This is a genomic window from Nonomuraea sp. NPDC049684, from assembly GCF_044465345.1.
Taxonomy (GTDB): Bacteria; Actinomycetota; Actinomycetes; order Streptosporangiales; family Streptosporangiaceae; genus Nonomuraea.
In genome coordinates this window covers 419,994-432,805 of record NZ_JBITLO010000006.1, presented here as the reverse complement: position 1 = coordinate 432,805, position 12,812 = coordinate 419,994, and the positions used below count along the sequence as shown (strand labels likewise).

Annotated in this window: 13 protein-coding genes; 6 read left to right on the top strand and 7 right to left on the bottom strand. The window is 72.8% G+C overall.

The window, feature by feature from the left end; genetic code table 11:
* Positions 1–60 precede the first annotated feature (60 nt).
* On the bottom strand, positions 61–3,306 hold the full coding sequence (locus ACIBST_RS22390) for an efflux RND transporter permease subunit (protein WP_397174160.1): 3,246 nt from the start codon (positions 3,304–3,306) through the stop codon (positions 61–63).
* Positions 3,307–3,403: 97 nt separating this feature from the next.
* Between ACIBST_RS22390 and ACIBST_RS22385 the strand changes: the two genes are divergently transcribed.
* Positions 3,404–3,856, top strand: a complete 453-nt coding sequence (locus ACIBST_RS22385) for a MarR family winged helix-turn-helix transcriptional regulator (protein WP_387675313.1) — start codon at positions 3,404–3,406, stop codon at positions 3,854–3,856.
* Between the two features lie 72 nt (positions 3,857–3,928).
* Here the strand turns inward: ACIBST_RS22385 and ACIBST_RS22380 are convergent, their stop codons facing one another.
* Entirely contained in the window at positions 3,929–6,226 is a 2,298-nt protein-coding gene (locus ACIBST_RS22380) for a HelD family protein (protein WP_397174158.1), read from the bottom strand.
* A 139-nt stretch (positions 6,227–6,365) separates the two neighbouring features.
* On the opposite strand from ACIBST_RS22380, the gene ACIBST_RS22375 reads away from it, so the two are divergent.
* Complete coding sequence (locus tag ACIBST_RS22375; protein ID WP_397174157.1) at positions 6,366–7,127, top strand: SDR family NAD(P)-dependent oxidoreductase; 762 nt, start codon at positions 6,366–6,368, stop codon at positions 7,125–7,127.
* 41 nt (positions 7,128–7,168) lie between these two features.
* Here the strand turns inward: ACIBST_RS22375 and ACIBST_RS22370 are convergent, their stop codons facing one another.
* Together ACIBST_RS22370 and ACIBST_RS22365 are read right to left on the bottom strand one after the other, a co-directional pair.
* Entirely contained in the window at positions 7,169–7,672 is a 504-nt protein-coding gene (locus ACIBST_RS22370) for a CGNR zinc finger domain-containing protein (RefSeq protein WP_397174155.1), read from the bottom strand.
* A gap of 116 nt (positions 7,673–7,788) precedes the next feature.
* Positions 7,789–8,130 (bottom strand): VOC family protein, encoded by a 342-nt coding sequence (locus ACIBST_RS22365; protein ID WP_397174153.1) that lies wholly within the window; start codon positions 8,128–8,130, stop codon positions 7,789–7,791.
* 65 nt (positions 8,131–8,195) lie between these two features.
* Between ACIBST_RS22365 and ACIBST_RS22360 the strand changes: the two genes are divergently transcribed.
* Together ACIBST_RS22360 and ACIBST_RS22355 are read left to right on the top strand one after the other, a co-directional pair.
* Positions 8,196–8,531 (top strand): ArsR/SmtB family transcription factor, encoded by a 336-nt coding sequence (locus ACIBST_RS22360; protein WP_397174260.1) that lies wholly within the window; start codon positions 8,196–8,198, stop codon positions 8,529–8,531.
* The gene (locus ACIBST_RS22355; protein WP_397174151.1) at positions 8,528–8,953 is read left to right on the top strand and encodes an SRPBCC domain-containing protein; all 426 of its coding nucleotides are present in this window, start codon (positions 8,528–8,530) and stop codon (positions 8,951–8,953) included. The genes ACIBST_RS22360 and ACIBST_RS22355 overlap by 4 nt, the downstream gene beginning before the upstream one ends.
* Here the strand turns inward: ACIBST_RS22355 and ACIBST_RS22350 are convergent, their stop codons facing one another.
* The 3 genes from ACIBST_RS22350 to ACIBST_RS22340 are packed head-to-tail and all read right to left on the bottom strand — an operon-like array spanning position 8,954 to position 10,879.
* On the bottom strand, positions 8,954–9,166 hold the full coding sequence (locus ACIBST_RS22350; RefSeq protein WP_352328267.1) for a hypothetical protein: 213 nt from the start codon (positions 9,164–9,166) through the stop codon (positions 8,954–8,956). It abuts the gene before it with no gap.
* A 40-nt stretch (positions 9,167–9,206) separates the two neighbouring features.
* A complete protein-coding gene (locus tag ACIBST_RS22345; RefSeq protein WP_397174149.1) occupies positions 9,207–9,848 on the bottom strand; it encodes a LysE family translocator in 642 nt (213 codons plus the stop codon).
* A gap of 59 nt (positions 9,849–9,907) precedes the next feature.
* Entirely contained in the window at positions 9,908–10,879 is a 972-nt protein-coding gene (locus ACIBST_RS22340; protein ID WP_397174147.1) for a helix-turn-helix transcriptional regulator, read from the bottom strand.
* 44 nt (positions 10,880–10,923) lie between these two features.
* Between ACIBST_RS22340 and ACIBST_RS22335 the strand changes: the two genes are divergently transcribed.
* Both ACIBST_RS22335 and ACIBST_RS22330 read left to right on the top strand, forming a co-directional pair.
* Positions 10,924–11,676, top strand: coding sequence for a DeoR/GlpR family DNA-binding transcription regulator (locus ACIBST_RS22335; RefSeq protein WP_397174145.1), 753 nt, complete (start codon positions 10,924–10,926; stop codon positions 11,674–11,676).
* Positions 11,673–12,794 (top strand): MFS transporter, encoded by a 1,122-nt coding sequence (locus ACIBST_RS22330; RefSeq protein WP_397174143.1) that lies wholly within the window; start codon positions 11,673–11,675, stop codon positions 12,792–12,794. The genes ACIBST_RS22335 and ACIBST_RS22330 overlap by 4 nt, the downstream gene beginning before the upstream one ends.
* The last annotated feature ends 18 nt before the right edge of the window (positions 12,795–12,812 follow it).

The following is a 12,812-nucleotide window of genomic DNA, read 5'->3' as shown; positions in this document are numbered from 1 at the left end:
GGGCATCCATGACCCCACCCACCCCCGGCGCCGCATGAGGTCGGCGCCGGGGTGCTCCGCTCACGACGTGGGCGTGAGGACCTTGGCCTCGTGCTTGGGCGCCGACGGCTTGCGCCCCATCCGCTCCTTCGCCCGCTCCACCACCGTGTACAACGTCGGGACCAGCACCAGCGTCAGGAGCGTCGAGGACACCAGGCCGCCGATCACCACGATCGCCAGCGGCTGCGAGATGAACCCGCCCGAACCGGTCACCCCCAGCGCCATCGGCGTCAGGGCGCAGATCGTGGCCACCGCCGTCATCAGGATCGGCCGCAACCTGCGCCGGCCGCCCTCGATCACCGCCTCGACCACGCCCAGCCCCTGATCCCGGTACTGGTTGATCAGGTCGATCAGCACGATCGCGTTCGTCACCACGATGCCGATCAGCATCAGCATGCCGATCAGCGCCGGCACGCCCATCGCCGTGTCCGTCGCCACCAGCAGCCCGATCGCGCCGGTCGCCGCGAACGGGATCGACACCAGCAGGATCAGCGGCTGCACGAAGCTCCGGAACGTCGCCACCATGATCATGAACACGATCGCGATCGCCGCCAGCATCGCCATGCCCAGGTCGGAGAACGCGTCCGCCTGGTCGGCCGAGGCGCCGCCGATCTCGTACCGGGCGCCGGCGCCCAGCGACACCGACTTCAGCTTCGTCGTCAGCTCCTGCGTGACCGTGCCCAGGTCCGAGGCCTCCACCTTGCCCGACACCGTCGCCGAACGCTCACCGTCGATCCTGGTCACCTGCGTCGGACCGGCCACCTGCTCCACCTTGGCCACCGACGACAACTTCACCAGGCCCGCCGCCGTCGGCAGCTTCAGGTCCTCGATCGCCTTGACGTCGTCGGGCGCGTCGCCACCGCGCAGCACCAGGTCGCTGCTGCGGCCGTCCAGGGTGATCTGACCCAGCGGCGCGCCGCGGAACGCCTGCGCCACCGCCTGGCCGACCTGCCCCTCCGACAGCCCCTTGGCCGCCGCCTTCTCCCGGTCCACCGCGACCTCGATGCGCGGCGCGCTGGCCTCCAGGTTCGACGACAGGTCACGCAGACCCTTCACCTGGCCCATCGCACCCTTGACCGCCTCGGTCGCCGTGCGCAGCGACTCGGCGTCGGGCGCCTGCACGATCACGCTCACCGTGTCGGAGGAGAACCCGCCCCCGCCGGCGCCGCCGACCGTCACCTCGCCGACCCCGGACAGGCCCGTGATCTTCTCCCGGAGCTGCTGCTCCACCGTCGCCGGCTCGGCGCCGTCCTTGACCGTCACCGAGAACGACGCCCGGTCCGCGCCGCCGCCCACGCCGCCCTGCATGGCGTTGCCGCCACCCACGTTGACCTGGTACGTCTCCACACCGGCCAGCCCCGACAGCACACCCTCGACCTTCTTGGCGGCCTTGTCCGTCGTGGCCAGATCGGTGCCGACCGGCATCTTCTGCGTCAGCGAGATCGTGTTCTGCCCGGAGGAGTCCAGGAAGTTCGTCCGCAGACCGCCCGCCAGGCCCATCGTCCCGACGAACACCGCCACCCCGATCAGCACCGTCACCAGCTTGAACCGCGTGGCGAACCGCAGCACCGGCAGGTACGCCCGCTGCAACGGGCTGCGCAGTTCCTTGGCCTCGGCCTCCTCACGCTGGGCCCGCGCCTGCTCCGGCGACAATGACGGCGCCTTGAGGAACCAGTACGCCAGCACCGGCACCACCGTCAGCGACACCACCAGCGAGGCCAGCAACGCCACCGCCACCGTCACCGCGAACGGCCGGAACAACTCCCCGACCATGCCGCCCACGATCGCGATCGGCGCGAACACCGCCACCGTCGTCAGCGTCGAGGCCGTCACCGCCCCCGACACCTCCCGCACCGCGGTCAGGATCGCCTGCAGCTTGGCCTCGCCGTAACCCAGATGGCGCTTGATGTTCTCCAGCACCACGATCGAGTCGTCGACCACTCGGCCCACCGCGATCGTCAGCGCGCCCAGCGTCAGCATGTTGAGCGAGTAGTCACCCGCCCACAGCGCCAGCAACGCGATCACCACCGACAGCGGGATCGACACCGCCGTCACCAGCGTCGAACGCACCGACAGCAGGAACACCAGGATGACCAGCACCGCGAACGCCAGCCCCAGCAGGCCCTCGGTGGTCAGGTTCTCGATCGACTCCTCCACGTACGGCGCCTGGTCGAACACCACCGACACCTGCGTGTCGGAGGAGTCGCCCAGCGACCGCGTCAGCTCCGGCAGCTTCTCGCGGATCTCGTGGGAGATCGTCACCGCGTTGCCGTCGGGCGTCATCGTCACCGACACGCCGAGGCTCGTCCTGCCGTCGGTACGGGTGATCGTCGAGGCGTCGGCCAGGCCGCGCTTGATCTCGGCCACGTCACCGAGCTTGACCGGCTTGAGCGGCTTGGGCCGCGCCACCTGCTGCGGCAGCGCCGCACGGCCCGTCTGGGCCGGCTGCCCGGCCTGCGGGCGGCCCTGCGCCTGCCCCGGAGTCTGCCCCGGCGTCTGGGCCGGGGACTGGGCCTGCTGCTGGGCAGGCTGCGCGGGCGTCAGGTAGAGGTTCTTCAGCTTCTCCAGCGAGTCGACCCGCGCCCCCACCTGCACGGTCAGCGACCTGCCGTCGGAGGTCAGCGACCCGGCCGGGATCGGCGTGCCGTTCGCCTTGAGCACCTCGGGGATCTGCGCCGCCGACACCCCGGCCAGCGCCATCTTCTTGACGTCCGGCTCGATCGTGACGACCTCGTCACGGGTGCCGGTGACCGCCGCCTCGCGCACGCCCTCCACGCTCTGCAGCTCCGGCACCATGATCCGGCGCAGCTTGTCGGCCATCGCCCGCTCGTCGCCGCCGTCGCCCACCGCCAGCACCAGCACCGGGATGTCGTCGGTGTTGCCCGCCACCACCTGCGGATCGACGCCCTGCGGCAGCGAGATCCTGGCGACGGCCTGCTGCATCTTGTTCAGCGAGGCCTCGATGTCGGTGCCGTACTCGAAGGCCACCTGGATCTGGGCCATGCCCTCCTTCGACGTGGAGGTCATCTGCTCCATGCCGGGGATCCCCTGGAAGGAGTCCTCGATCGGCTTCGTCACCTGGTCTTCGACGATCTCCGGCGAGGCGCCGGGGAAGGGCGCGATGACGAACGCGCCCGGATACGCCAACGACGGCAGGAGCTGCTGCTTCAACTGCGGAATCGTGAACGCGCCGAACGCGGTGATCACGACCGCCACCAAGATCACAAGACTGCGGTTGACCAGACTCAACCGGGCGAAAGCGGTCATAGGCTCCCCTCCAAAGTTCGCCCCAGACTAACACTTTGCCTTATACGAATATTTAGCCTGATCCAGCTTTCCTGATAACCTTCTCAGGAAGCGAGAGGTGAGCGTGAGCGACGACCGCGAAGACCTGATCCGCCGGATCACCGAGACACAGCGCGACCTGGGAAGACTGTTCACCCGGCAACAGTCCCCCCTGTTCAGCTCCAACCTCACCATCCGGCAGCTCCGCGTCGTCATGCAGCTGTCGACGCACGGCTCAGCCTCCGGCCAGGACCTCGCCCACACCCTCGGCGTCAGCCTCGCCACCGTCACCGGCATCGTCGACCGCCTGGTCGCCCAGGGCCTGGTCAGCCGGCACGAAGACCCCAACGACCGCCGGGTGCGCCGGGTCGAGCTCACCCCCGCCGGCGCCACCCTGATCGCCGAGATCAACGACGCGGGCCTGCGACACTACAAGCGCATCATGTCCCACCTCGACACCGAGACCCTGCGCGCCCTCGACCACGCCACCCGCCGCATCCGCGAAGTCGCGGACAAGCTCTACAACGAATGACCCGCCCGGGGCGCTCCCGATCGTCGCCGCTTTTTCGGTGGATTGGGGATGAATGTCACCGGCCCACCGGCTTTACATTGTAGATTTCAAGCGGGACAGCATCGGCGGGAGCTCGCCCTCGCAGGCCACCGTCAGCCGCCGCGTCGCCCGGGTCACCGCCACGTACAGGTCGTGGCCGCCCATCGGCAACTGCTCCAGGATCCCCGCCGGATCGACCACCACCACCCCGTCGAACTCCAGGCCCTTGGCCTGCGTCACCGTCAGCACCGCCACCGGCGCGTCCAGGTCCGCCGACCCCGGGAACAGGGCCGCCACCCGCGCGTGCAGCGCGTCCGGCGTGATGACCCCCAACCGGCCGCCCTCGCCCCGCGCGCTCAGCTCGGCCCGCTCCGCCGCCACCAGCGCCGGCAGCTCCGCCACCGCCGCCCGCACCGCGCGCGGCTCGTCGCCGCCGTCGCGCACTGACTCCGGCGGCTCCTGCCACGGCGCCACCGCCGCCAGCACGTCGGCCGCCACCCGCATGATCTCCACCGGCGTGCGGTAGTTGACCAGTAGCCGCTCCTCCCGCCAGCGCCCCTCCAGGTACGGGTCGAGCACCTGCGCCCACGAGCGCGCCCCCGCCGCCGACCCCGTCTGGGCCAGGTCGCCCACCACGGTCAGCGACCGCGCCGGAACCCGCCGCACCACCGTCCGCCAGGCCATCGGCGACAGCTCCTGCGCCTCGTCCACGATCACGTGCCCGTACGCCCACGTGCGGTCGGCCGCCGCCCGCTCGGCCGTCGTCAGCCCCGCGCCGTCGTCGGCCTGCCGCTCGGCCAGCACGTCGGCCCGGTCGAAGACGCCCCCCTCCAGCAGGCCGGTGGTCTCCAGCACCTCGCGCGCGTACAACTCCTGCTCGGCCCACTCCTCCCCCGCGCGCCGCGCCGCCACCCGCTCGGCCGAGTCGTCGTGGCCCAGCAGCTCGGCCGCCTCGTCCAGCAGCGGCACGTCGCCGACCGTCCACGGCGACTCGCGGGGCCGCACCAGCGGCGTCCAGTCCAGGCCCGGCGGGCACACCGACCACAACGTGTCCGGCGCCGACAGCAGATCGGCGACCAGCTCCTGCGGCGTCAGCTCCGGCCACAGCTCGGCCACCGCGCGCCGCACCGGCTCCTCACCCCACAACCGCTCGGCCGCCAGCGCGATGTCCGTCTCGTCCAGGTCGCCCTCCAGGTCCAGCGGCTCGGCCAGCTCCGGGTCGTCGGCCGCCAGCTCCTCCAGGTGCAGCGACTCCTCCAGCGCCCGCGCCTCCGCCCTGGCCAGCTCCTTCAGCAGCTCGGTGACGTACAGCTTGCGGGCCATGTTGTGCGGCAGGCGCACCGCCCGCGCCCGCTCGCGCAGCCGCACGCACACCGCGTGCGGCACGCGCAGCCGCAGCCCGTCGAGCTCCACCTCCAGATCCCCCGCCGGCACCCGCTGCCGCTCGGCCACCGCCGCGGCCACCACCTCGGCCATCCGCAGATCGCCCTTGACCACCGCGGCCGCCGGCGGATCGGCCGCCACCGCCCGCACCCCCGGGAACAGCTCGCCCACCGTGGCCATCACCACCTGCGTCTCCCCCAGCGCCGGCAGCACCTGCCCGATGTAGCGCAGGAACATCGGATTGGGCCCCACCACCAGCACCCCGCGCCGCTCCAGCGTGTCGCGGTGGGTGTAGAGCAGGTAGGCGGCCCGGTGCAGCGCCGCGACGGTCTTGCCGGTGCCCGGCCCGCCCTGCACCACCAGCGCCCCCTGCAGGCCCGCCCTGATCACCCGGTCCTGCTCGATCTGGATCGTGGCCACCACGTCGCCCATCCGGCCGGTACGGCCGCGCCGCAGCGCCGCCAGCAGCGCCGCCTCGCCCACCAGCGTGCGCCGGTCGCCGTCGGACATGCCCTCCAGGTCGAACACCTCGTCGTCGATGCCGACCACCGTGCGGCCCTTCAGGTGCAGATGCCGGCGCCGCACCAGGCCGCCCGGGTCGGTGGCGGTGGCTACGTAGAACGGGCGCGCGGCCGGGGCCCGCCAGTCGATCAGCACCGACTCGTGGTCCTCGTCGCGCAGCCCGATCCGGCCGACGTACGTGCTGAGGCCGCCGGAGTCGTCGATCCGGCCGAAGCACAGGCCGCGCTCGACCGCGTTGAGCTGGGCCAGCCGCCGCGCCTGCTCGGAGGCGGTCACCTCGCGCTCGAAGCGCGCCTGCCGGGTGCCCGTCGCGCCGCCGCCGGCGTACACCTGGCGCAGCGTCGCCTGCGCCCGCTCCCTGGCCGCGTCGAGCCTGGCGTACAGCCACCGGACCGTACGCTGCTCGCTGTCAAGGGCTTCCGCGAGACCATCTTGACGATTAGCCATTCCCTGCTATACTCCTTTACGGGAGCTCTGTGGAGCCGCTTCTCGTATTGCCGAGTTCACGAGCCTAGCCCTCCTTCGCCGTTCCGGCAACCGACGCCGCCCGCCCGCCTTCTCACGACTGCTGCTAGCTTGAGCGCTCGTGTCGGACTATCTGCGTGACCTGTTCTCCCTGTGCGGCCGCCGCGCGCTCGTCACCGGCGGCAGCTCGGGCATCGGCCTGGCCATGGCCGAGGCGATCGGCCGGGCCGGGGCCGAGGTCGTCCTCGCCGCCCGCAGGCCCGCCGAGCTCGACCGGGCCGCCGAACGGCTGCGCGCCCACGGCGTCACCGCCTCCGCCGTCAGCGCCGACCTGCACGACCGGGACGACCTCGCCCGCCTGTGCGCCGCCGCCGGAGAGATCGACATCCTGGTCAACGCCGCCGGCAACAACATCCGCAAGCCCATGGCCGAGCTCACCCCCGGCGACTACGAGCAGACCATCGCCGTGCACCTGACCGCCCCCTACCTGCTCGGCCAGCACTTCGGCCCCCGCATGGCCGCCCGCGGCCGGGGCCGCATCATCAACGTCGGCTCCCAGCAGTCCATCAGCGCCTTCGGCGACAGCGGCGTGTACGGCGCCGCCAAGGCCGCCGTCGCCGGCCTGACCCGCTCGCAGGCCGAGGCGTGGTCGGCGCACGGCGTCTGCGTCAACACGATCATCCCGGGATTCGTGCTCACCCCGCTGACCGAACCCGCCCAGGCCGTCCCCGGCCGCGTCGAGGAGCTGGCCGCCCGGCACATGACCGGCCGCAACGGCGTGCCCGGCGACTTCGCGGGCGCGGCGGTGTTCCTGGCGGGGGACGCCTCGGCGTTCGTCACCGGCCAGCTGCTCTTCGTCGACGGCGGCTTCTCCGTGCACTGACGGCGGGCGGGCGGCCCGGACCGGCGCCTTTACGTTGTAGATCAGGTACTGCGGCGGGCGCGGTAGGCGCTGGCCTTGGCGCGGTTCTGGCACGAAAGGCCGCAGAACCGGCGCGAGGCGTTGCGGGTGGCGTCGAAGAAGACCAGCTCGCACGCCGCCGCCTCGCACGTGCGCAGCCGCACCCCTTGCCCGACGCCGATCACCATGGCCAGCCCGGTGGCCATGTCGGCCGCCCACGCGTCCACCAGGCCGGCGGCGGGCCCGTGGAAGGCCAGGACCGGCGGGTCGCCGTGGAGGTTGGGCACGGCGCCGTGCCGCAGCAGGGCCCGGTTCAGCACGGCCGGCACGGCGGGGCTCGCGGTGAAGGCGGCCCGCAGCTCGTCGGCCACCCCGGCCAGGCGGTCGGCGTCGGAGCCGGTCAGCGCCCTGCTGGGCGTCCATCCATGCCGGACGAAGGCGGCCTCGAGCGCGGCGCGCCGGTCGGCCGGCGGCCCGGCGGGACGGCCACGCACCTGGGTAACGGCCAGTTCGTTGACCAGCAACACGGCCAGATCAACCCATCTACCGACATACCTGTCAATTTGCGACTGGCCGGTGATACGCCACGCGTCTGTCGTCACCGGCGAAGCTTACCTAGACAGTGAGGACGGGCGCATGAGGGTCACTCGAAGCCGGGCGCGGGCTGCCACAGGCTGATCTCGGTGCCCTGGTCGTCGGTGCAGGAGCAGCCGCGGCCGGACTTGCTCTCGTACACCTCGCCCGTCGTGCCGCCGAGCTCGTGCACCCGCTTGACGGCGGCGTCGATGTCCTCGACGTGGTAGTAGAGGTTGGGCTGCGCGGACGGGCCGCCGGCGCGCAGGCCCATCGGCACGTCGGCGTTGGTGACGTGCAGGTAGCGCTCGTGCTCGCGCCTGAACTCCCAGCCGAACAGCGGCCCGTAGAAGGCCGCCGCCCGCTCCAGGTCCTCGACCGACAGGGTGTAGTAGCCCAGCTGGACACTCATGCACGTCTCCCCGCAATAATTGCCGCTATCGTTAAGCACCAACACCATAACGGAAGCAGGAAAAGATTAACAACAGCGTTAACGACCTGGACGCCACGCTGGCCGCCCTCGCCGACCCCACCCGGCGCAAGGTGATCGACCTGCTGCGCGAGGGCCCGCGCCCGGCCGGCGAGCTGGCCCAGGCGGTGCGGATGAGCGCCCCCGCGCTCAGCAGGCACCTGCGCGTGCTGCGGGCCGGCGGCCTGGTACGGGCGGAGGCGGGCGGCGACGACGCCCGGCTGCGGCTCTACACCCTGCGCCAGGAGCCGTTCGCGGCGCTGCAGGCGTGGCTGGACCAGGTGCAGGCGTTCTGGGCCGAGCAGCTCGGCTCGTTCAAGGACCACGTGGAGCGCGGTCAGTGAACGCGGTGCGGGCGGCGGTCGTCGTGCCGGTCGATCCGGCGACCGCGTTCCGGATGTTCACCGACGAGATCGACCAGTGGTACGTGCGCGGCCGCCACAGCTGGGTCGACCCCGCCCGCGCGGTGGCCATCCGCTTCCAGGACGGCTACCTGCGCGAGCTGTGGGACGACGGCGGCCACGCCGACATGGGCCGGATCGTGCACTGGGAGCCGCCCCACCGCCTGGTCTGGGCCGACCTGCTCAACCCGGGCGGCCGGATGGAGATCGAGGTGGCCTTCACCGCGGTCGAGGACGGCACAGAAGTGCTGCTCGAACACCGCGGCCTGGACACCCTGCCCCCCGACGTGGCCGGGCGCATCCGCCGCGGCTACTCCTGGAACATCGTGCTGGGCTGGTTCGCCGCCCGATGGACGCGGGCGTGATCAGCGACGGCCGTACTTCTTGTGCACGGCCTGCTTGCTGACGCCGATCGCGTCGGCGATCTGCGCCCAGGGCAGGCCCGCCACCCTGGCCCGGCGCACCTGGACGGCCTCCAGGCGCTCGATCTCGCGCCGCAGCGCGGTGGTGGCGTGCAGGGCCAGCAGCGGATCGTCGTCCTGCGCCTGCCTCATCAGGGACGCCAGGTCGTTGGTCATGCCCTAACGGTAGTCCACGATCGGCCGCCGGCTCGGCGGGTCATCGCGCGTCCAGGGCCAGCCGGACGCCGAGGCCGATGAGCACGACGCCGGAGATCTGCTCCAGGCGGCGCCTGACGGCCGGGCGGCCGAGGAGGTCCCTGGCCCTGGCGACGGCCCAGATGAGCAGGCCGTACCAGAGGGTGTCCACCAGCACCCACACGACGGCGAGGGTCACCAGCGTCAGCGGCACGTTCTGCCCGGCCGGCACGAACGGCGGCAGGAACGACATCGCGAACACCGCGGCCTTGGGATTGGCCAGGCAGGTGCCGAGCCCCGACAGGTAGGACCTGCGCAGCCCGGCCACCGCCGCGCCCTCCACCGGCTCCCCCTCCACCGGCGCGCCCTCCGCCTGCGGGGTCGCCCGGCGCGCCTTCCACAGCGCCTGCGCGCCCATCACCACCAGCACGACCGCGCCCGTGACGCGCATGACGTCGTAGGCGACCTGCGAGGCCACCAGCAGCGCCGACAGCCCGGACGCGGCGGCCAGCCCCCACAGCAGGATGCCGGTCTCGTTGCCCAGCGTGGCCGCCAGGCCGCAGCCGCGGCCGGCGCGGAGCGTCTGGCGCAGGATGATGGCGGTGCTCACCCCGGGGACCATGGCCACCAGGAAGCACGCGCCGACGAAAGCCAGAAGGTACATGGTGGGCATGCTGACAGAGAAGGCAGCCCTTTTCTCGCCATTTATCCGGACAAGTTGATCTAGAGGTACAGCTTGCCGAGGCCGGTCACCGCCTCGGCCATCAGCACCCGCAGCTCGGCCGGCTCCAGCACCTCGACGTCGGCGCCCATGCGCAGCAGCAGCCAGCGCGCATGCGTGAGCGACTCGACCGGCACGGTGATCGTCCGCCAGCCCTCGGGGTCGGGCTCGCCCGCCGCGGCCAGCGCCGCGGCGACCACGTCGGACCCCATCGTGTACGCCAGCAGGTCCTCCCGGCCGGGCGCGAGCCTGATGACGGCCTCGGCGGTGTACATGCGCTCGCGGAACTCCTTGGCGTACGCCCGCCAGAACGCCGCCAGCTCGAACCCCTCCGGCCTGCGGAAACGGCCCGGGAGCTGCTCGACGGTGAGGATGCGCGAGACCCGGTAGGTACGCGGCGAGCCCTCGGGCGGGGCGGCGACCAGGTACCAGGAGCCGCCCTTGAGCACCAGCCCGTACGGGTGGATCACCCGGTCGACCTCCCGCTGCCCCCACCGGCGGTAGGTCATGTGCAGCGGCCGCTGCTCCCACACCGCCTCGGCCACGTCGCTCAGGTGCGGCACGTCGTCGGCCGAGCGGTACCAGCTCGGCACGTCCAGCAGGAAACGCTCGCGCATGCGCGAGGCCTGCGAGCGCGGCTCGGGCGGCAGCGCGGCCAGCAGTTTCAGCTCCGCGGTCGCCGCGACGTCGGCCAGGCCCAGCTCGGCGGCCGGTCCCGGCAGCCCGGCCAGGAACAGCGAGGACGCCTCCTCGGCCGTCAGCCCGGTCAGGCGGGTGCGGTAGCCGTCCAGGAGCTGGTAGCCGCCCGCCGGTCCGCGGTCGGCGTAGACCGGGACGCCGGCCGCCGACAGGGCCTCGACGTCCCGGTAGACCGTGCGGATCGACACCTCCAGCTCGGCGGCCAGCTCGGGCGCGGTCATCCGGCCCCGCGTCTGCAGCAGCAGGAGGAGGGAGAGCAGGCGGCTGGCACGCATATTCGTCATTGTATTGCGCACATTTTCGGTGTTTGTATGAACATATGGAACGTTTGACCGCCATCATGAACGCCCTGCGCGCCCACGACAGCGTCTCGGTGGCCGAGCTCGCCGAGCGGCACGGCGTGTCGGAGATGACGATCCGGCGCGACCTGGACGAGCTGGCCCAGCAGGGCGTGGTCCGCCGGGTCAGGGGCGGGGCGCTGTCCCTGCTGCTGCGCGGCGAGGAGCCGCCGTTCGGGGTGCGCGAGCGGGAGGCGGTGGAGGCCAAGCGGCGCATCGGCGTCGCAGTCGCGGCGCTGATCGCCGACGGGGAGGCGGTCGTCCTGGACGGCGGCACCACCGTCCTGGAGGTGGCCCGCGCCCTGGCCGGGCGGCGGCTGACCGTCCTGCCGCTGGCGTTGCAGGCCGTCTCGCTGCTGGCCGCCGCGCCGCGGGTGCGCCTGGTGCTGCCCGGCGGCGAGGTCCGCAAGGGCGAGCTGAACCTCACCGGCCCGCTCGCCGAGAGCTCGATCGCGGCGCTGCGCTTCGACACCGCCGTGATCGGCTGCTGCGGCCTGTCGGCCGAGCACGGCCTGACCGCGCACGACCTGCCCGAGGTCGCGGTCAAACGGGCGGCCATCGCCGCCGCCCGGCGGGTGATCGTGGCCTGCGACTCGGGCAAGTTCTCCCGTACGGCCTTCGGCGCCGTCTGCCCGATCTCCCGACTGGACGTCGTGGTGACCGACGACGGCGTGCCGCCCGAGCAGCGTGACGCGCTCGTCGCGGCCGGGGTGGACGTCAAGGAGGCCCGGTGAGACGCGAACGGACGGCCGTCTACCTGCTGTTCTTCCTGGCCGGCCTGGCCATCGGCACCTGGACGGCCCGCATCCCCGCCATCAAGGAGAACCTCGGCCTCGACGCCGGACGGCTCAGCCTGGCGCTGCTGGCCATCGCCGCGGGCGCCGTCGCCGGCATGACGACCGTCGGCCGCCTGGTGGACCGCTACGGCAGCAGCCGCGTCATGATCCCGGCGGCCCTGTCGCAGGGCGTGGTGCTGGTGCCGCCCGCCTTCGCCGCGGGCCTGGGCTCGCTGGCCGCCGCGCTGCTGGTCTTCGGGGTCGTCCACGGCGTCCTGGACGTGTCCATGAACGCCAACGCCGTCGAGGTGGAACGCGCCTGCGGGCGGCCGGTGATGTCGTCCTTCCACGCCGTCTACAGCATCGGCGGGTTCGCCGGGGCCACGACGGGCGGGGTGTTCGCGCAGGCCGGGCTGCCGCCGTCGGTGACGTTCGGGTGCGTGGGGGCGGTGATCGCCGTGCTGGCGGCGTGGGCCTGGCGGTGGGCGCTGCGCTCGGCGCCCGCTCCCCTGCCGGCCGGCGGCTCGGGGTCCGGACGGCCCAAGGGCATCCTGTTGCTCGGCGTGCTGGCCTTCTGCTGCCTGGTGGGCGAGGGGGCGGCGGCCGACTGGAGCTCGGTCTACCTGCGCGAGAACCTGGCCTCCTCGGCGGGGTTCGCCGCCGCCGGGTACGCCGCGTTCTCCCTCGCGATGACCGCGGGGCGGCTGGCGGGCGACCGGCTGGCCGCCCGGTTCGGGCCGGTGACGCTGGTGCGGTGCTGCGGGCTGCTGGCGGCGGCGGGGCTCGGGCTGGCGCTGCTCGGCGGGGGGCCGGTGGCCGGGGTGGTGGGGTTCGGCTGCTTCGGGGCGGGGTTGTCGTGCATCGTGCCGCAGGTGTTCTCGGCCGCGGGGCACCGGGACCCGGCCTTCGCCGGGCGGGCGCTGGCGCGGGTGGCGTCCGTCGGGTACCTGGGGTTCCTGTCGGGGCCGGTGATCATCGGGGCGGTGGCCCAGCTCGCCGGGCTGCCGCGGGCGCTGGCCGTACCGGCGCTGATGGCGGCCTTCGTCGCCCTGACGGCCCCCGCCCTGCGGCCTTAGGCATCCGGACGCGGGCGG